Source organism: Specibacter sp. BI4 (assembly GCF_056680095.1).
This window is the reverse complement of record NZ_CM155265.1, coordinates 2,936,717-2,954,190: the sequence shown is the minus strand read 5'-3', so window position 1 is coordinate 2,954,190 and position 17,474 is coordinate 2,936,717. Positions and strand designations below refer to the sequence as shown.

The window sequence follows — 17,474 nt, the reverse complement described above, 5'->3', positions numbered from 1 at the left end:
ACCGCCCTGCAGGACTCCGGACGTTGCAAGCCGCCGTCAGCCGGGTTGGGCTGCGTGACACGCACCACCAATTCCTGCATCGTGTCGAAATCTCGACATAATGGAGGGCTGTAGTCCCTACAGGGTTCGAGCATCACGGATCCTCTTCAGGCGTTCCCGGGCCTGGGACGTCAATAGCCAGGAGTCACATTCCATCCATGAGCCAAGTTTCTGCAGAACCTGAGATCGACGCGAACGCGCCCCATGGCGCCAGCAGCACCGGCAATGAACTTAAACGCGGGCTAAGCAGCCGCCACCTCCAGATGATCGCGATCGGCGGCGCCATCGGCACCGGGCTCTTCGTGGCCTCCGGCGGCACCATTTCGCAGGCCGGTCCGGGCGGGGCATTGGTCGCCTATGCCCTGGTGGGCCTGATGGTCTTTCTGCTGATGCAGTCCCTGGGGGAGATGTCAGCCAAGATTCCTGTGGCCGGTTCATTTCAGACCTATGCCACCCGCTTTGTCTCGCCATCCTTTGGGTTTGCCATTGGCTGGAACTACTGGTTCAACTGGGCCATCACTGTGGCCGCCGAGCTGGTGGCCGCGGGCATCATCATGGACTTCTGGTTCCCGGGGGTGCCTGGCTGGGTATGGGCCGGCAGTTTCCTCGTGCTGCTCACCGCAGTGAACGCCCTCTCGGCCAAGGCCTTTGGGGAGAGTGAATTCTGGCTCTCACTGATCAAGGTCGTCGCTGTGGTGTTGTTCCTGGTGGCCGGTGTGCTGATGATTTTTGGGGTCCTTGGCGACAGTTCCTCAGGCATGTCGAATTGGCAGAACCGTGAAGACGTGTTCCACGGCGGCTGGGTTTCGATCATTTCCGTGTTCATGATCGCCGGTTTCTCCTTCCAGGGCACCGAACTGGTGGGTGTTGCGGCAGGCGAAGCCAAGAACCCGCGGCGGGAGGTGCCACGCGCCATCCGCTCCGTCTTCTGGCGCATCATGATCTTTTACATTGGTGCCATCTTCGTCATCGGCTGCCTGATCCCCTTCACCGACCCGAGCCTGCTGGCGTCCGGCGAAGCTGACATTGCGGCTTCACCGTTCACCCTGGTTTTTGAACGGGCAGGCATTGCCTTTGCCGCCGCCCTGATGAATGCCGTCATTCTTACCGCCATACTCTCGGCCGGCAACTCCGGGCTTTACGCCTCAACACGCATGCTTTACGCCATGGCGCACGACGGCAAGGCCCCCAAAATCTTCGGCCGGACCAACTCACGGGGCGTGCCCATGGCTGCCTTGCTCGCCACGGCCGCTGTCGGGCTTTTTGGTTTCCTGTCCGCCATCGTCGGCCAGGGCGCAGCATACTCGTGGCTGTTGAATGTCTCGGGCCTGTGCGGCTTCATCGTCTGGGCCGGGATCGCGATTTCCCACTACCGGTTCAGGCGGGGATTTCTGGCCCAGGGCAACAAGGTCAGTGACCTGCCGTACAAGGCATCGTTCTTTCCCGTCGGACCGCTGCTGGCATTCGCGGTCCTCATCCTGGTGATTGCGGGCCAAAACTATGAGGCCGTTCTCGCCGGCCGTGGCGTGGAAGTCCTCTCGGCCTACATCGGCATCCCCATCTTCCTCGGCCTGTGGCTGATACACCGATTCGTCACCAAATCCAAGATTGTTCCCCTGCTGGACATGGATCTCACGGACCCGGAGGACATCGAGGAACGCGCTGCCTAGCACTGCATGCCTGCAACATGACTGGATTGTGTCCGGGCAAGGTGATGTTGCTTCGCGCCAGGAATCTTCCGGAAATTCGAGCCTTATTGTGTCCTGCCAGTAGTCTGGAGAGGCCCTGCCGCTCCGTCAGCGGACGTGGGCAGCGGTAATTACCAGTGGACAGGGGATCGGGGACATGCGGGCTACAGTCAAGGACGTTGCGGCCCGGGCAGGCGTATCGCCAAAAACAGTTTCAAATGTTGTCAACGGGCTCATTCCCGTCAGTGAACACACCCGGAACAAGGTTGAAACGGCCATCGTCGAGCTCGACTACGTGCCCAATCTGTCAGCCAGGGGACTGCGGAATGGGCGAACCGGCGTCATAGCCTTGGCACTTCCCGACCTCGGGACTCCGTACTCCGCGGAGCTGACGCACCATATCGTCCAGGTTGCGCACGAACAGGGCTGGAGTGTTCAACTCGAGGAAACGGGGCTGGATCCGGAGCGTGAATTTGACCTGGTGTCCAAGGCCCGTGCCAACCTCATTGATGGGCTCATCCTGAACCCCGTCGCCTTGGACGAGAGCGCCATCCGGGTGGGAGGAAACCTGCCGCCGATGGTTCTGCTGGGCGAGGTTGACCAGAACCAGGTGGACCATGTTGGCATTGACAACATGGGCGCGGCCCGAGAGATGACACTGGCGCTGGCCCAAGGCGGCCGACGCCGGATCGCCATCCTGGGTGCCACGGAAAATCATCGCACGGCGACAGCCAGAATCCGCACGCTGGGCTATCGGCAGGCCCTGGCGGAAATGGGCATCGAACGGGATTCGCGGCTGGAAATACCCTGCGACCTGTGGACCCCTGACGGAAGCGCAAGGGCGCTGCGCCACTTCCTGGCCAACAATGACAGCCCCGACGCGATTTTTTGCTTCACCGATTCCCTGGCCATAGGGGCCCTGAGCGTTCTTGCGGAGGCCGGGCATCAGGTGCCCGGTGACATTCTTGTCGCCGGCTTTGACGACGTCGACCACGGCAGGTTTGCCGTTCCGGCGCTGACCACCATCTCCTTCGACAAGCGGGCATTGGCGGAGAACGTCATCAAACTGTTGACCAGCCGCATGGCCGACAAGCGGCGTGAACCGGCGGATGTCACCTTGCCTTACCGGCTGGTGGCCCGGGCCAGCACGGGGAATCCCCGGCATCGAAATGCCGTCGATCCGGCCCGCTCATAGCCTGACTGGATGACTGCACCCAACATCGCTTGAATCGATGGAAATGGGCGCCGGGGACCGCTGTGGTCATTCGCCAGCGGCCGGCAGAGGGCCGGCCCCACCCAAATGACCGCCGCGTCCCCGACGGTCCGACGTCGAAAAAGAAACTTTGTGCGCGCTAACAAAAAACCCTTGCGCGCACCCATTACAACGATGTAATCTGTGGAACAGATCACAGTGGCCCAGCCGGGGTGCCGTTCCGAAGGTCATTCGGACAAGAGTCCCCGGCAGGCCATTCAGTGCAATCGCGTCCAAAGGAGTGACCGATGAATGAACTTGCAAGCGTGTCCAGAAGGCAGCTGCTGCGCGGGGGAGGGATGGCGCTCTCGGGCGCCTTGGCGGCGGGCCTGTTGTCCGGCTGCGGAGGGTCCGCCCAAGCCTCCGGGGAAGCCGAGTTGCGCTTTTGGCACTTGTTGTCCGGCGGTGACGGCATCAAGATGCAGACCATGATTGACGCAGCCAACGGCGCACAGCAGGCATTTCACGTCAACCCCACCGTGTTGGCCTGGGGAGCGCCCTACTACACGAAACTGGCCATGGCATCTGCAGGCGGGCGGCCTCCGGAAGTGGCGATCATGCATGCCTCCCGGGTGACGGGCTACGCTCCCGGCGGGCTGCTGGACCCTTGGGACATGGATCTCCTGGCCGAGCACGGCGTGGGCGAGAAGGACTTCGCTCCCAGGATCTGGGAAAACAGTTTGCAGGATGGGAAATTGTTTTCCATCGCCTTGGATTCGCACCCTTTCATCCTGATGTACAACACCGAAGTGGCCCAAAAGGCAGGAGTGCTCGGCTCCAACGGCCAGCTTGAAGACACCATGACGCCCGAAGGGTTCAAGGAGATGACCCTGGAAATGGCCAAGGTGACAGGCAAGCACGGACTCTCGTACGGCTACCTGGCGGACGGTGCGCAAATGTGGCGTTTGTTCTACACGCTCTACAAGCAGCACGGCGCATCCATGGAACTCGTCCAGGGGGAGAAGGCGCTTGTTGACCGCGACGTGGCGGTGACAGTGCTGGAATACATCCACTCGCTTCTGGATGGCAAGATAGCAGCCTCCAGCGGTGACGGCGGAACGGCCATTGCCGAGTTCGCTGCCCAGGATTCAGGCCTGCTGATGAGTGGCGTCTGGGAACTGCCCACCATGCAGACGGCCAAGGTGCCCTTCGATGCCATGCCGATTCCCACCTTGTTCGGCACGCCGGCTGCTTTCGCCGACTCGCACGCGTTCGTGCTGCCGCATCAACTCAACCTCGACGAAGAAAAACGCGCCTATGTGTACGCCTTCGTTGCCGACATCCTCAAGGGTTCACTGAACTGGGCCAAGGCAGGCCACATTCCCGGCTTCCAACCGGTGGTGCAGTCGGAAGAGTACAAGAACCTCCTGCCGCAGGCGCACTATTCCTCGGCGGCCGACATCATCAACTACGATCCGCGGGCATGGTTCACCGGCTCGGGCTCGGACTTCCAGTCGTACTTTGCCGAGAACGTGCAAAACGTGTTCCTCGGCCGCACCGCAGCCAAAGACGGCTGGGATGCCTTTGTACATCGGCTGGATGCGTTGCTGTCGAAGCCAAACCCGGTTTAGGCCAGATTCAGTGGTCAGGCACGAGCAGCACATCGTCATTGGGAGAGTAATTTTTGCGGCAAGGGAGCCAATGCAATGAGTACGTCCACCGTTTCCACGGCACCAGATTCCACGGCACCAAACAAGACGACGGCCCGGCCGCCGGAAAACAGCCACTCCGTGAGGATGCGGCGGGACCGCAAACATGGGTGGGGGTTCATGGCCCCGTTCCTGGCCTTCTTCGCCGTGTTCCTGGTCTGGCCCCTGATCTACGGCGTCTATATGAGCTTCACAGGCAAATCCCTGACAGGCGCCAATAGTTCCTTTGTCGGATTTGCCAACTACATCGAGGCACTCGGCGATGCCGACATGTGGCATTCGATGGGCAACACCTTGTATTTCACCGTCATCAGCACCGTCCCGCTGGTCCTCGTCGCACTGGCCATGGCCGCGCTGGTCAACATGGGCCTGCCCGCCCAATGGCTGTGGCGCCTGTCGTTCTTCGCCCCCTACCTGCTGGCCTCAACGGTGGTGTCGCTGTTCTTCGTATGGATGTACAACCCCCAACTCGGCTTGATCAATGAGCTCCTGGGCAAGGTGGGCATCGCACCCGTCGACTGGCTGAACAATCCCGACGTCGCCATGTGGTCAATCGTGATCGCCACACTTTGGTGGACTGTCGGCTTCAATTTCCTGCTCTACCTTGCCGCGATGCAAAACATCCCGCAGGCACACTACGAGGCGGCCCAACTCGACGGTGCGGGGGGCTGGCGGGCGTTCTTCTCCATCACCCTGCCGCAAATCAATCCAACAACCGTCATGATCGTGATCCTGCAGGTCCTGGCGTCATTGAAGGTCTTCGACCAGGTGTACCAAATGACCGCCGGCGGTCCTGCCGGCTCAACCCGCAGTGTTGTGCAATACATCTTCGAGACCGGATTTACCGGCTACCGGCTGGGCTATTCGGCAGCCATTTCCTACATCTTTTTCGCCATTATCGTCGTGGTGTCGATATCCCAGTTTGTTCTCACCCGAAAGAGGAGTGCATAAGCCATGGCAGTGTCTACTCTCACCCCAGCCGAAAGCGTCGACGGCGGCACGCGCCAGATCCCCGACAGACGGCGGAAGAAGCGCATCCCGCCCAGCCGGATCATCGCCACGGTCATCGTGGCAGTGCTGGCCGTCACCTGGCTTGTCCCTTTCGCCTGGGCCACCATGACCGCGTTTAAAAGTGAAACCGAGGCCGCGTCCACCCCCATCACCCTGGTGCCCAAGTCCGGGTTCACCTTCGAGGCATTCGCCAAGGTCCTGCAACAAGGAAACATCCCGCAATGGACCTGGAATTCACTCTTCACAGCTGCCGCCATCACCCTTGTCACCCTGGCCATCTCAACGCTGGCCGCCTATGCGCTCTCGCGCATCGACTTCAAGGGCAGAAAGGTGCTGATGACTGTCATCGTTGCCTCGCTCATTGTGCCGCCGCCGGTGTTGATCATCCCGCTGTTCTACCAAATGGTGTCCTTCCACATGATCGACACATATTGGGGCATCATCCTGCCCCAGGTCATCGCACCCGCCATGGTGTTTGTGCTGAAGAAGTTCTTCGACCAGATCCCGCGCGAACTGGAGGACGCGGCCCTGGTGGACGGCGCGGGGCGGATCCGTATTTTCTGGCAGGTGGTGCTTCCACTGTCACGGCCCATTCTCGCCGCCGTCGCAATCTTTGTCTTCATTGGCGCGTGGAACAACTTCCTGTGGCCGTTCATCGTCACCAACGACAGCTCCATGCTGACCCTGCCCGTCGGGCTGCAAACCATCAAGAGTGCCTACGGCATCCAGTACGCCCAAAACATGGCCTCCGCGTTGTTGGCGGCGCTTCCCCTGATCGTGGTCTTCCTCTTCTTCCAACGCCAGATCATCAAGGGCATTTCCACCACCGGGCTGGCCGGAACCTAAACCGCACCACCAGCGCGACCAGCACCACGCTTTTGAAAACCATCAAAAAACAGGAGAATCACCACCATGTCACGTGCACGGATCAGCATTGACCGCGACTTCACCATTTCGGAGGTGCCGCATCGACTCTTTGGTTCCTTTGTGGAGCACATGGGCCGCTGCGTCTACACCGGAATCTACGAGCCGGGCCATCAGTCAGCCGATGAGCAGGGCTTCCGCAGGGATGTGCTGGACCTCACCAAGGAACTCGGTGCCACGGTAGTCCGCTACCCCGGCGGAAACTTCGTCTCCGGCTACAACTGGGAAGACGGCATCGGGCCCGTGGCGAACAGGCCCCGCCGCCTTGACGGAGCCTGGCACACACTGGAAACCAACGCCTTCGGCCTCCACGAGTTCGTGGACTGGTCACGCAAGGCCGGCACCGAAATCATGGAAGCCATCAACCTTGGCACCCGCGGCGTGAACGCGGCCCGGGAAATCGTCGAGTACGCCAACCACCCCGGCGGAACATACCTCTCGGACCTGCGGGCGAAGAACGGCCACAAGGACCCCTTCGACATCAAGCTCTGGTGCCTGGGCAACGAGATGGACGGACCCTGGCAGATTGGCCACAAAACTGCCGAAGAATACGGCCGGCTGGCCCAGGAGGCGGGCAAGGCCATGCGCCTGGTCGACCCCACCATCGAATTGGTGGCCTGCGGCAGTTCAAGTTCGGCCATGCCCACCTTTGGCTCCTGGGAGCAGACGGTGCTCACCCACGCCTACGACGAAGTCGACTACGTATCCCTGCATGCCTACTACCAGGAGCACGACGGCGACGCCAAGAGTTTCCTGGCAAGTGCCGTTGACATGGACTACTTCATCGAGTCTGTGGTGGCCACGGCCGACTCGGTCAAGGCCAAGGGCAAGCACAAAAAGGAAATCAACCTCTCCTTCGATGAATGGAACGTCTGGTACCAGCGCGGCCTGGACACCGAAGACCAGCCGCACCGGGTGAACGCCTCCGGGTGGCGCGAACACCCCCGGGTCATCGAGGACAAGTACAACGTCACCGACGCGGTGGTGGTGGGCACCTTGTTGAACTCACTGCTGCGCCACGGCGACAGGGTCAAGATCGCCAACCAGGCCCAACTTGTCAACGTCATTGCCCCGATCCTGGCCGAGGAGAACGGGCCGGCCTGGCGCCAAAGCATCTTCTTCCCCTTTGCCCGCATGGCCGAGCTGGCGAAGGGGCGGATCCTGCGCACCCACGTCGAATCGGACAAGGTGGAGACGGCGAAGTTTGGTGACGCGGACCTGGTTGACGTCAGCGCCACGTGGAATGAGGAAAGCGGGCGGGTGGCGTTGTTCTTTGCCAACCGCGGGCTGGAGGAAGCCGCCGACGTGGAGGTATGCCTGCGCGGTTTCGACGCCGGCCGCATCACCCGGGCCGAAGTGCTCGAAGCACCGGAGGGCAGGGACCGGTTCACCAAGAACACCCTGGCCCGCCAAAACCAGGTCGGCATGGCCAAGCTCGAGGGCGTCAAGGCGGCCGGGGACGAACTGAAGCTGACGCTTCCGGCACTGTCGTGGGCCGTCGTCGAACTTGAGGTCAGCAAGAACTAGGGCGACACCAGGAACCGGCCCCGCGAACGACAAAGCGTGGCATCCGCCGTCGCGATTGCTGCGAAGGTGGATGCCACGCTTTGTGGTGCGGCAGCGGTTAGTGCGCCGCCACGGAATCCTTGGCCGGGACGGCGGACCCGGCGTCGGCAGCGTCCCTGCCCATGAACGCGGCAATCACCACGATGCCAAGCGAGACAAACGCGGCAACCAGGAAACCGTTGCTGAAACCGCTGGCCTGTGCCGCAATCTCGCTCTTGCCGGCGGCCGCGGCAGCGATGGTTCCGGCCGACATGACACCCACCAGCAGTGCGGTGCCGGCAGCCCCGCCCAGTTGCTGGAGCGTGGAAAGCACGGCCGATCCGTGTGAGTGCAGGGAGTGCGGCAGCGGGTTCAGCCCGGCCGTGAAGGCAGGGGTGAAGATGAACGCCAGGGCGATCGACATCAGCAGGTGCAGCCCAATGATGACCACCAGCGGGGTATTTTCATTGAGTTGGGTGTAGCCGAACAGAATCGCCGACAGCAGCAGTCCGCCGGGGACGAGCAACGGCCGGGCGCCAACCTTGTCGAACAGTTTCCCGACCCACGGGGCCAGCAGGCCCATGAGCAGCCCGCCCGGGAGCATCAGCAGCCCGGTGGACAGCACGTCGAGCCCGCGCACATTCTGCAGGTACATCGGCAGCAGGATGATCACGCCGAACAGCGCCACCATGGCCATGACCATCAGGGACAGGGCCAGGGTGAACTGGCGGTGCAGGAACGGCCGCATGTCCAGCAGTGCGGCGTCCCTGCGCTGCAGCCGCAACTGCAGCAGCACGAATCCGGCCAGCGAGACCAGCGAAACAACCAGGGCGATGATCGCGATCTGCTTTGTTGCGGCGTCGGGGGAGCCGATGCCGCTGAGCCCGTAGACCAGGCCGCCGAAGGCCGGGATGGAGATCAGCACTGACGGGATGGAGAACTTGGACCTGCTCCGCTTGCTGTCCGTGGGCAACAGGCGTGAGCCCAGGATCAGTGCGGCGACGGCGATCGGCAGCACGAACAAGAACATGAATCGCCATGACAGGGAGTGCAGGATGATGCCCGAGAGTGTCGGCCCGATGGCGGGTGCCACGGAGATCACGATCGAGACGTTGCCCATCACAGCGCCACGGCGGTGCGACGGCACCAGATCAAGGATTGTCGTCATGAGCAGCGGCATCATGATGGCAGTGCCCGAGGCCTGAATCACCCGGGCAACGAGCAAGACCTCGAAGCCCGGGGCCACGCCGGCCAACAGCGTGCCCACCGAGAACAAGCCCATGGCCAGGATGAACACCGTGCGAATGGGGAATCGCGTCAGCAGGTAGCCGGTCGCGGGAATGACAACCGACATCGTCAGCATGAAGGCCGTGGCAAGCCACTGGATGGCGGAGGGGGAGACCTCAAACTCGTGCATCAGGCGCGGCAGTGCCACGTTCATGATGGTTTCGTTGAGGATCACCACAAATGCCGACACCAGCAAAACGGTGATGGTCGTGCGGTCCCTTGCCGAGAGCCGGTCCGGCACGTCAGCGGTGGAAATAGACATAAGAAATCCTGAATCCTGGAGGATGAAAATTGTGGACTGTGGAATCAGTTCAAGGCCGGCTGGCCCGATTGAATTTCGACTCACAGCTGCAAGCGTCGGCCGGTGCCGATCTATTCCCAGCTTTCACACAGTTTATTCCAGAAGTTCGACGGCAGCACCCGGGCAACGCCCGACACCCGCCCCCGCGGCGGCGTTCCCCCGCACGGCCTGCGGCGCCCAGGGGGCCACCCCTGCCGAACCCTGGGTGCGGGGTGGTTTCCCGACGAAAAAACCGGGGGTTTCCCCCATAGTCGCCGCCCGGCGCCGTCGGTAGCGTTGATTACATGAACAAACAACATCTCCGCGATGCCTCCGATGACTGAATTCCTGCTGGCAGCGGCCGGACAGCCCTGGATCTACGCCGTCGTCGCACTGGGCTGCATCATCGACGGATTCTTCCCGCCCTTCCCCAGCGAAGCGATAGTCGTGGGCATGGCGTCCCTGGCCGTAGTGGATGGAGGTTCCGATGTGTGGCTCCTTCTGCTGGCCGCGGTGCTCGGCACTTTTCTTGGCGACAACTTGGCGTACGCATTTGGTCGGGGCGCGGGCACCCGCCGGTTCGGGTGGATGCGCCGGCCGTTCATGCAGCGTGCCTTTGCCCGGGCAGGAGCCGGGCTGGAAAGCCGGGCAGTGTCGATCATCCTCGTGGCGCGCTTCATACCCGTGGCCAGGGTTGCCGTCAATCTCACGGCCGGTGCCACGGGCTATTCGCGCCGGCGTTTCATTGCCGCAACCGCCCTGTCGGCGAGCCTCTGGGCTGCTTACTCCGTGGGGATCGGTGTCGTGGCCGGCGCCTGGTTCCGTGAGTATCCGCTCCTGGGGTTCATTGTGGCGATCGTTGCAGCGGGGTTGATTGGTCTCTTCCTTGACAAGGTTCCGGGGATATTGCGGACGTGGTCGGCTCGGGCCAGGATGCCGCTGGCTCAGGCACGGCGGGCAGCTGCGGGCACGCCGCAATCCTGGGCAAGTCCCGCTGCGGCAGGCCCGGCCGAACCGGTCCTGCCGGATCCATTCGCGGCGGATGCGGCTCTGCCGGATGTCGCCCAGTTCGATCCTGCTCTGCCCGATGCGGCGCTGTCTGATAGGGATTCGGCAGGGGAAGCCGGTCGCCAACCCGCAGGGGCTGCCTGCAGGTGACAACGGCATGGTGGGGCTGACCCAGGGCGCCGCGTTTACGCCGGTTCACCTGTTCAGCCCCTCCACGGATTCGTTTCCACGCGCATGAATGCCGTCCGGCGCCGGACGCCGGTCTTTGCTTGAGGCGCCACTGGCACGGTCCAGGGCATGCAAGGATGGTGCCATGAATCCAAACACCTCCAACGTTGCTGCCAACAGTTTCAAGGCACACGCGAACGCGTGGGCCCTCGCTGCACTGCTGGGCACCAGCGCGGTCAACCACCTCCGGAACCCCAAGTTTTATTACCGGGTGGTTCCGCCGTCGTTGTGCAGTGACAGGGGCGGACGGTTTGGCCTCATGACACGCCACCAGTGGGTGGTCGTTTCGGCGTTGCCTGAAGCGGTGGCCGCCCTCGGACTGCTGGTCCCGGGAACGCGGAAGGCTGCGGCCGTTGCCACCACCGTCATGTTTGCAGGCTTCACGGCCGGGCACTTGACGGCCCTGCGCCGCGCCTTCGGACCCGATGGTACACCGTCGGAACGGCGCATCCACGCGCTGCGGCTGCCCTTGCAGCTGCCCTTGGTTGCGTGGGCGTGGAGGGCACGCCGGCCCTGAGCCGCTTCGGGCGGCGTCGGGTTGTGGCCGGAAACCGTGGATGTACGGGCCCGGTGTTCGCCAAGCATCCTGTCGGCATCCGCCCGTCCCGCATCACTGTGTTGGTGTGCCGCGCAGCTCGATGGCAATCTGCGAGGCGTCAAGGTTCGCGAGTGCGTTGGCAAGGACATCCGAATCGAAGATTCCATTGTCGCGGGCATCGAGCAGGACCGACCGCTGTGCTTCGATGACAGCCAGCCGGTGGCGCTTGGCCGTGGCGAAGTCGGCAGGCGACGCCCCGCCGTCGTCTTCGACGTGCGACGGTTCCGGAACGGTGCCCGCACTCGTTCGCATCATCGTCAAGAGCTGGACGACCTCCTGGTGGTTGCGCTCATCGACGTCGGCCTGGTCCGTTTTGGGCGTCAAGCGGCACATCAGCGGCCCGATGGTGCCGCCTTGGACGAGGAGGGACATGACTGCGACGGTGAACGCAATGAGGACCAGGACTGAGCGCTGCGGAGTGTCGGCCGGAAGTGTCTGCGCGGCAGCCACTGTCACTGCGCCACGCATGCCGGCCCACACCACGGCGGTGCCCTCGCGCCAGCCAAGCGGCTCGCGGACAAAATAGTCGATGTCAGCAAGTGTCTTCGTGATCCGCTGCGTAAATCGCTGGCTGAAGTGCTCGAGGCGGTGTTCTGTCACAGGACTTCCGCTCCTGCTTGCCGTCTTGAATGTTTCCTCCTTGCCCTCGGGAGTGCTTAACTTTTCCTGCATGCCCAGAAGTTGTGCCTGCAGGGATTCGACCCGCTTGGACCGCCGGGCGAGGCTGCCCAGCAGCGGGGCTACGTACGCGGCACGCACCAGGATCGTCAGGAGCAGCGCCCCGGCAGCGACTAGCAGGGCAGTCCCAACGCCGGCGTGATCCTGCTGGACGTTTGTCACGATCGACTTGATCTGCACTCCCATCGTCAGGAACACCGCGCCTTCGAGGACGAGCTCGACCATGCGCCAATTCTGCGAGTCGGACAGCCGGCTCCTGGGCGGGAGATGACGTGGCGCGCCGATCCCCGTCACGAGTCCCGCGACCACGGCAGCGACGAGTCCCGATGCCCCGATGAGCTCGGCGGGCACGGCGGCGATGAACGGCACCGTGAAGGAGATGACGGTGTTGACGGTGGAGTCCGTCAGCCGCTTCCGCACGACAAGGTTGAGCCAGCCCACGACGAGGCCGACAACCAGCGCAACGACTACAGAGTAGGCGAAGGTGCCGACCGCGCCCCAAAACGAGAAGGCCGCCGCCGTCGCGACGATCGCGGTCCGGAGCAGCACGAGTGCCGTGGCGTCGTTCAGCAGGCTCTCACCCTCAAGCATCGCCACGACGCGCTTGGACACCGAGGTTCGCTTGACGATCGAGGTCGCCACGGCGTCGGTCGGGCTGACGATCGCACCCAGGGCGACACCCCAAGCGAAGCCGATTCCCGGAATGACGAGCATGAAGAACAAGCCCAGCAGCAGGGCGCTGCCGACCACCAGGACCACCGACAAGCCACCTATGGCTCCGAACTCCCGGCGGAAGTTCATGGTTGGCATCGACACGGCAGCGGAGTAGAGCAACGGCGGCAGCACGCCCTCAAGGATCCAGGCGGGCTCAATGGACACGGCAGCGAACATCGGCAGGAAACTGGCGGCAACACCAACCGCGACCAGTACCAGGGGCGAGGCTATGCCCAGGCGCGGGCCCAGGAGGGTTGCGGCGGCGATGACCAGGAGGGCGGAAACGATGACGACGAGAAATTCTGTCATGTGTGCAAGATTGTCAGTAAATTGGGGTGAATTCCAGTGTTGTCACCACCGCCATTCTCACGGCCGCCCGCGGGCGGTTCCGTGTCCTGTGCACACAAATGGGGTCGTTGTCACGGAGCGCCGGCGTGCGCCGGCCAGAATTGTCAGGCCCGTGACCAACGCCAGGGCTGCACCGCCATCAGCAGGGAAGATTTGGCGCCTGTGCGGGCCAGATCATCCGTGCTGTTCCCGCTGGAAGACGCCGTGGGCGACGTCGTTCCTGCCGTTGGGGCGGCACTGGCGGTGCCGTCCCCGGCCGGGTCTGTTTCAGCGCCCGCCGGGGTGGTGGACGCTGCAGTCTCTGTTGCTGCCGGGGGAGTAGAGGTGTCCGCGGCAGGCTGGGTGGTGGCCGGATCCGTGGGCCCAGCCGTCGGGTCAACTGTGGGTTCGGCAGTCACCGGCGGAGTCGTTGCCGGGACATCCTCGGCTGCCATGGTCATTGTCGCAAAGCCGAGCAGCGGCCCGCTGTCACTTTGCACAGTTACTACATGGCCGCCCGGGGCCAGACCGGTGGGTATGGCCAGGGGAGCCTCGCCGGCGGCATTGGTGCGAACCCACCCGCTGCTCACGGCGGCGGCATCGTCGTCAGCTGTCCCTTGGATTGCAGCCAGCAACCAGGCGTTGTCCGGCAGCCTGCCCATCGTGACGTACTCGCCGCCGTCGAACTCCGTGGCCGGAACACCCAGGTCAAACGGGGATTTGGCAGGAAGCGCGGCAGGATCCGCAAGTGCCGGCTTGTCCTCCGGCGCGGCCGGGGCCGTTGTCCAGTCCACTGCGGTGGTCTTGAAATGTGTCAGGTCCTGAATGGCCATGCGGCCGCCCAAGGCTCCCGCGCGCTTCGTGAAGTCATCATAGCGGCGGTTTTCCTGCGCGGACCATCCCACCTCCGCCGTTGCCAGGGTGCGCGGGTACTGATAGGACTCCGTTTGTTCCATGCCGCGGAGCCACTCGCCCCATTGGACCGTCTCAACCCCAAGCACCCGGTCGTCGCCAATGCCCGGCAGGTAGGTGCCCGGGTCCCAGTCGTAGTGGTTTTGCAGGGTGCAGGCGCCACCGCAGGCCCACGTGCCGCCCACAGGCTCGGAGTTGTCCTGCTTCTGTGGAATGTACGTCCTTTCAACCGGGGAGAGAATCACCTTGGAGTCGTTCGCAAGAACCCTGTCCGCAACGCCCTGGCGGTTGCCGTTCCAGTACTGCACGATTGAGCCGGCCGGAAGCTCGGCCGAGGCGTACTCGTTCCAGCCGATGACGTGCTTGCCCGTGGCGACCACCTGGTCGGCGAACGCCGACACCATGTTGGAGTACTTCTCGTGCGGGGTGACAAATGATTCGTCGCCGCCAATGTGGACGTAGGGCCCGGGAGTCATGGCCGCGATTTGGGTCAGGACTTCCTTCGTGAACTCGTACGTCGCCGCGCTGTCGGCGTCGAAGGTGGAGCCGCCAACGTTGCCCGAGCCCTGGGCTGGCGCCGTATCTGTGCCGGGCAGCGGTTTCGGGGCTGCCCCTGAGGAGTTCAGTTCCGGAATGGCGTGCAGCGCGGCAGTGGTGTGCCCGGGCATGTCAATTGCGGGGACCACTGCCATGCCGTTGTCACCGGCGTAGCTGACGATCTCCTGGTAGTCGGCCTTGGAGTAGAAGCCGGTGTGGCCCAGTTCGGTGCCCTGCATGACGCCGGCGTCGTTGTAGGTCATGGCCGTCTTGCCGGAGATGTCAGCCAGGTCCGTGTACTTGATGCCTGACGGGTTGTTTGCCGGCTGGTCCATCGCAATCCGCCAGCCCTGGTCGTCCGTCAGATGGATGTGCAGGCGGTTGAACTTGAACTGTGCGGCGTTGTCGATGTGTTCCTTCATTTCATCGACGGTGTAAAAGGACCGGGCCACGTCAATCTGGATGCCCCTGTGCTCATAACGGGGGTGGTCGCTGATGACGACGCCGTCGACGGTCCAGGGCGTGTTGACCACTGTGTCCGATTCAATCCACTGCGGGAAAAGCTGGCGCAGGGTCTGGACACCGTTCAACGCACCCGCCGAAGAGTTGGCCTCAACCCGGGCGCCGTAGGCATCGGCCTGAAGGGTGTAGCTTTCCGGTTTGTCCTCGGAGCTGCCGGCAGCGACGGTGACAGACACGTCGTCGGGCGTTGGCGAACCACCAACCACCGGCAGCGCAAAGCCGGTGCTTCTGCGGGCTTTCCCGGCAAAGTAGGTGGCGGCGGCAACAGCGTCGCCCGTGGCCACGATGCGGCTCGATGGCAGCAGCCGGAACGTGCCGTTGGCGGTTTCGGCCAGCGACGCCGGCAGCGGCACCAGTGCCGGGCTTTCCGGCACGACAGCTTGCGCCTTGCCATGGATCTCGAATTCGGCGATGGAGTAGCCATACGTTGACCAGCGCTCCGCACCCAGCATGCGCACGAATTTGGTGTTCGTGACACCTAAGTGCACCTCATCGACGCGGCCGGGGCCTGTCTCCGAGCTCATGTCCCTGGCATCAGTCCACGTGGTGCCGTCCATGGCCAGGGCGGCACCACAATCGGTGCAGCCTGTGCCGGGGATGCTGTCGCTGCCATGGGCAGGACCGCAGCAAACAAGCCCAGCGCCGCGGCGCAGGCGAGCCCGGCCGTCGTCGTTCCCTTGAATGTTCTTGGTGCGTGCATTCGGGTACTTGCCTTACTTCTCTTGGTACCGCAGGAGGCATCCGCAGCGGGTGGTGCTAGTGGATGATGAAACGTTCGACGGCGGTGTCCGGACGGACGCGGTCGGCCTCGGGGATGTCCCCGGCAAACGCCAGCCATTGGGCGAACTTGTCGCCACGTTCAACCAGCTGGCGGTACATGGCACGGCGCATGGTGCTGACCCGGTCGCGGTAGAACGGCACGTTGACGACATTGGTGAGTTCGTCCGGGTCTGCGATCATGTCGTAGAACTCGTCGATGCCCTCCGGATTCGCAATGTACTTCACGTCCTTGTTGCGAATCATGCGCTGGGCGTATGGGAAGTGGTGGCCATGGAATTCGCACAGGATGTCCTCGCGCCAGCCCTCCACCTGCTCGCCGTGCGCCAGGGGGAGCAGGCTCCTGCCGTGGACTCCCGAGGCGTCCGCCCCGGCAATCTCATGGAACGTGGCCGTGAAGTCCAGCAGGCTGATGAACCTGTCCTCGCGGCGTTCCACCTCGCCGGGCAGGGCAACAATGGCCGGTATCCGGTAGATGTCCTCATACATGGCCGGCCCCTTGTCGTTGAGCCGGTGCGCGCCCGTGAACTCGCCATGGTCTGCGGTGAACATGACGGCGGTGCTGTCCGTCAGATCCAGCTCATCCAGGACGTCGAGGATGCGGCCAATCTCATGGTCGATCATGGAGACGTAGCCCCAGTAAACTGCCGTGAGCTTCTTCCACTCTTCAACGGTGAAGCAGTCGGTTGACCAGTACTCGGCGTACGCCTGCTGCACCATGGGCTTGCCATGGAACGTCTCGGCGAACGAGCCGGGCAGTTCGATGGTGGCAGGATCCACCATGTCGTACCACTGCTGCGGGATCAGGTAAGGCAGGTGTGGGCCAAAGATGTGGCACGACAGGAAGAACGGCGTGCCCTCGTCCGCCAGCAGCGCCCCGTCGGCAAATTCCCGCAGCTTGGCGATGGTCTGGTCCGCCAGGAAGGCCTCGAAGGTGGCTTCGGTGGGCTGGTCGGTGACACCGGCAATCAAATGTCCCTGGCTGCCGTCGGCCCGGGTGGTGTACACGGGGTTGGAAATGCGGAAGTCGGGATGGTCGTTCGCCCTGAGCCAGTCTTCGTAGCCGGGGTCGTCAAACACGTTCAAGGCGCCCGGCAGGTGGATCCCCTCAAAGCCGTAGTGTTCCGGTCCGCGGTCCCTGCCCACATGCCACTTGCCCACGTGTCCCAGCCGGTAGCCCTGCTCCAGCAATGCTGCGGAGAACGTAGGCAGGCCGTCGGGAAGTTCTTCCCGGTGCCCTGAATTCCATTCGTAATTGGCGAGCAGGCCGTGTTCAAACGGTTGCAGGCCTGTCAGCAGGCTGGCACGGGCGGGCGTGCAAATGGCCGTGGGCGTATAGGCCCTGTCAAAGGTTGTTCCGCGCGCGGCCAACCTGTCCAGATTGGGGGTGTGCTGCGAGGTGTTGCCGTAGCAGCCGAGGGTGTCGATGCGCTGCTGGTCCGTCATGAGGAACAGCATGTTGCGGCGTTTGTCGGTGTGGTTCCCGGAAGGCATTGAG

General features: G+C 63.2%; 13 protein-coding genes. 8 read left to right on the top strand and 5 right to left on the bottom strand.

Annotated features, from left to right (window positions below; all coding sequences use genetic code 11):
* Positions 1–197 precede the first annotated feature (197 nt).
* The 6 genes from AC1L6K_RS13555 (at position 198) to arfA (ending at position 8,090) form a co-directional block, all read left to right on the top strand.
* The gene (locus AC1L6K_RS13555; RefSeq protein ID WP_480949387.1) at positions 198–1,709 is read left to right on the top strand and encodes an amino acid permease; all 1,512 of its coding nucleotides are present in this window, start codon (positions 198–200) and stop codon (positions 1,707–1,709) included.
* A 175-nt stretch (positions 1,710–1,884) separates the two neighbouring features.
* Positions 1,885–2,922: a LacI family DNA-binding transcriptional regulator gene (locus AC1L6K_RS13550; protein WP_480949386.1), complete on the top strand. Its 1,038-nt coding sequence runs from the start codon at positions 1,885–1,887 to the stop codon at positions 2,920–2,922.
* Positions 2,923–3,227: 305 nt separating this feature from the next.
* On the top strand, positions 3,228–4,550 hold the full coding sequence (locus tag AC1L6K_RS13545; RefSeq protein WP_480949385.1) for an extracellular solute-binding protein: 1,323 nt from the start codon (positions 3,228–3,230) through the stop codon (positions 4,548–4,550).
* A gap of 75 nt (positions 4,551–4,625) precedes the next feature.
* Positions 4,626–5,579 (top strand): carbohydrate ABC transporter permease, encoded by a 954-nt coding sequence (locus AC1L6K_RS13540; protein WP_480949384.1) that lies wholly within the window; start codon positions 4,626–4,628, stop codon positions 5,577–5,579.
* A 3-nt stretch (positions 5,580–5,582) separates the two neighbouring features.
* Positions 5,583–6,485, top strand: coding sequence for a carbohydrate ABC transporter permease (locus tag AC1L6K_RS13535; protein ID WP_480949383.1), 903 nt, complete (start codon positions 5,583–5,585; stop codon positions 6,483–6,485).
* A 66-nt stretch (positions 6,486–6,551) separates the two neighbouring features.
* Positions 6,552–8,090: an arabinosylfuranosidase ArfA gene (gene arfA / locus AC1L6K_RS13530; protein ID WP_480949382.1), complete on the top strand. Its 1,539-nt coding sequence runs from the start codon at positions 6,552–6,554 to the stop codon at positions 8,088–8,090.
* 97 nt (positions 8,091–8,187) lie between these two features.
* Here the strand turns inward: arfA and AC1L6K_RS13525 are convergent, their stop codons facing one another.
* Positions 8,188–9,657 (bottom strand): DHA2 family efflux MFS transporter permease subunit, encoded by a 1,470-nt coding sequence (locus AC1L6K_RS13525; RefSeq protein WP_480949381.1) that lies wholly within the window; start codon positions 9,655–9,657, stop codon positions 8,188–8,190.
* Between the two features lie 345 nt (positions 9,658–10,002).
* Between AC1L6K_RS13525 and AC1L6K_RS13520 the strand changes: the two genes are divergently transcribed.
* Positions 10,003–10,833, top strand: coding sequence for a DedA family protein (locus tag AC1L6K_RS13520; RefSeq protein ID WP_480949380.1), 831 nt, complete (start codon positions 10,003–10,005; stop codon positions 10,831–10,833).
* Between the two features lie 163 nt (positions 10,834–10,996).
* Entirely contained in the window at positions 10,997–11,428 is a 432-nt protein-coding gene (locus AC1L6K_RS13515; RefSeq protein WP_480949379.1) for a DoxX family protein, read from the top strand.
* Positions 11,429–11,521: 93 nt separating this feature from the next.
* On the opposite strand, the gene AC1L6K_RS13510 is transcribed toward AC1L6K_RS13515, so the two are convergent.
* The 4 genes from AC1L6K_RS13510 to AC1L6K_RS13495 all read right to left on the bottom strand — a co-directional run bounded on the left by AC1L6K_RS13510 (position 11,522) and on the right by AC1L6K_RS13495 (position 17,470).
* Positions 11,522–13,210, bottom strand: a complete 1,689-nt coding sequence (locus tag AC1L6K_RS13510; protein WP_480949378.1) for a cation:proton antiporter — start codon at positions 13,208–13,210, stop codon at positions 11,522–11,524.
* A 143-nt stretch (positions 13,211–13,353) separates the two neighbouring features.
* Positions 13,354–15,723 (bottom strand): family 20 glycosylhydrolase, encoded by a 2,370-nt coding sequence (locus AC1L6K_RS13505; RefSeq protein WP_480949377.1) that lies wholly within the window; start codon positions 15,721–15,723, stop codon positions 13,354–13,356.
* Complete coding sequence (locus AC1L6K_RS13500) at positions 15,720–15,899, bottom strand: hypothetical protein (protein WP_480949376.1); 180 nt, start codon at positions 15,897–15,899, stop codon at positions 15,720–15,722. Before AC1L6K_RS13500 ends, AC1L6K_RS13505 begins: the two co-directional genes overlap by 4 nt.
* A 56-nt stretch (positions 15,900–15,955) precedes the next feature.
* A complete protein-coding gene (locus AC1L6K_RS13495; protein ID WP_480949375.1) occupies positions 15,956–17,470 on the bottom strand; it encodes a sulfatase family protein in 1,515 nt (504 codons plus the stop codon).
* Positions 17,471–17,474 lie beyond the last annotated feature (4 nt).

Excerpts from the sequence above, each read along its gene's own strand:
- AC1L6K_RS13555 (WP_480949387.1), top strand. The coding sequence starts at position 198 with ATGAGCCAAGTTTCTGCAGAACCTGAGATCGACGCGAACGCGCCCCAT.
- AC1L6K_RS13550 (WP_480949386.1), top strand. The coding sequence starts at position 1,885 with ATGCGGGCTACAGTCAAGGACGTTGCGGCCCGGGCAGGCGTATCGCCA.
- AC1L6K_RS13545 (WP_480949385.1), top strand. The coding sequence starts at position 3,228 with ATGAATGAACTTGCAAGCGTGTCCAGAAGGCAGCTGCTGCGCGGGGGA.
- AC1L6K_RS13540 (WP_480949384.1), top strand. The coding sequence starts at position 4,626 with ATGAGTACGTCCACCGTTTCCACGGCACCAGATTCCACGGCACCAAAC.
- AC1L6K_RS13535 (WP_480949383.1), top strand. The coding sequence starts at position 5,583 with ATGGCAGTGTCTACTCTCACCCCAGCCGAAAGCGTCGACGGCGGCACG.
- arfA (WP_480949382.1), top strand. The coding sequence starts at position 6,552 with ATGTCACGTGCACGGATCAGCATTGACCGCGACTTCACCATTTCGGAG.
- AC1L6K_RS13525 (WP_480949381.1), bottom strand. The coding sequence starts at position 9,657 with ATGTCTATTTCCACCGCTGACGTGCCGGACCGGCTCTCGGCAAGGGAC.
- AC1L6K_RS13520 (WP_480949380.1), top strand. The coding sequence starts at position 10,003 with ATGCCTCCGATGACTGAATTCCTGCTGGCAGCGGCCGGACAGCCCTGG.
- AC1L6K_RS13515 (WP_480949379.1), top strand. The coding sequence starts at position 10,997 with ATGAATCCAAACACCTCCAACGTTGCTGCCAACAGTTTCAAGGCACAC.
- AC1L6K_RS13510 (WP_480949378.1), bottom strand. The coding sequence starts at position 13,210 with ATGACAGAATTTCTCGTCGTCATCGTTTCCGCCCTCCTGGTCATCGCC.
- AC1L6K_RS13505 (WP_480949377.1), bottom strand. The coding sequence starts at position 15,723 with ATGAGCTCGGAGACAGGCCCCGGCCGCGTCGATGAGGTGCACTTAGGT.
- AC1L6K_RS13500 (WP_480949376.1), bottom strand. The coding sequence starts at position 15,899 with ATGCACGCACCAAGAACATTCAAGGGAACGACGACGGCCGGGCTCGCC.
- AC1L6K_RS13495 (WP_480949375.1), bottom strand. The coding sequence starts at position 17,470 with ATGCCTTCCGGGAACCACACCGACAAACGCCGCAACATGCTGTTCCTC.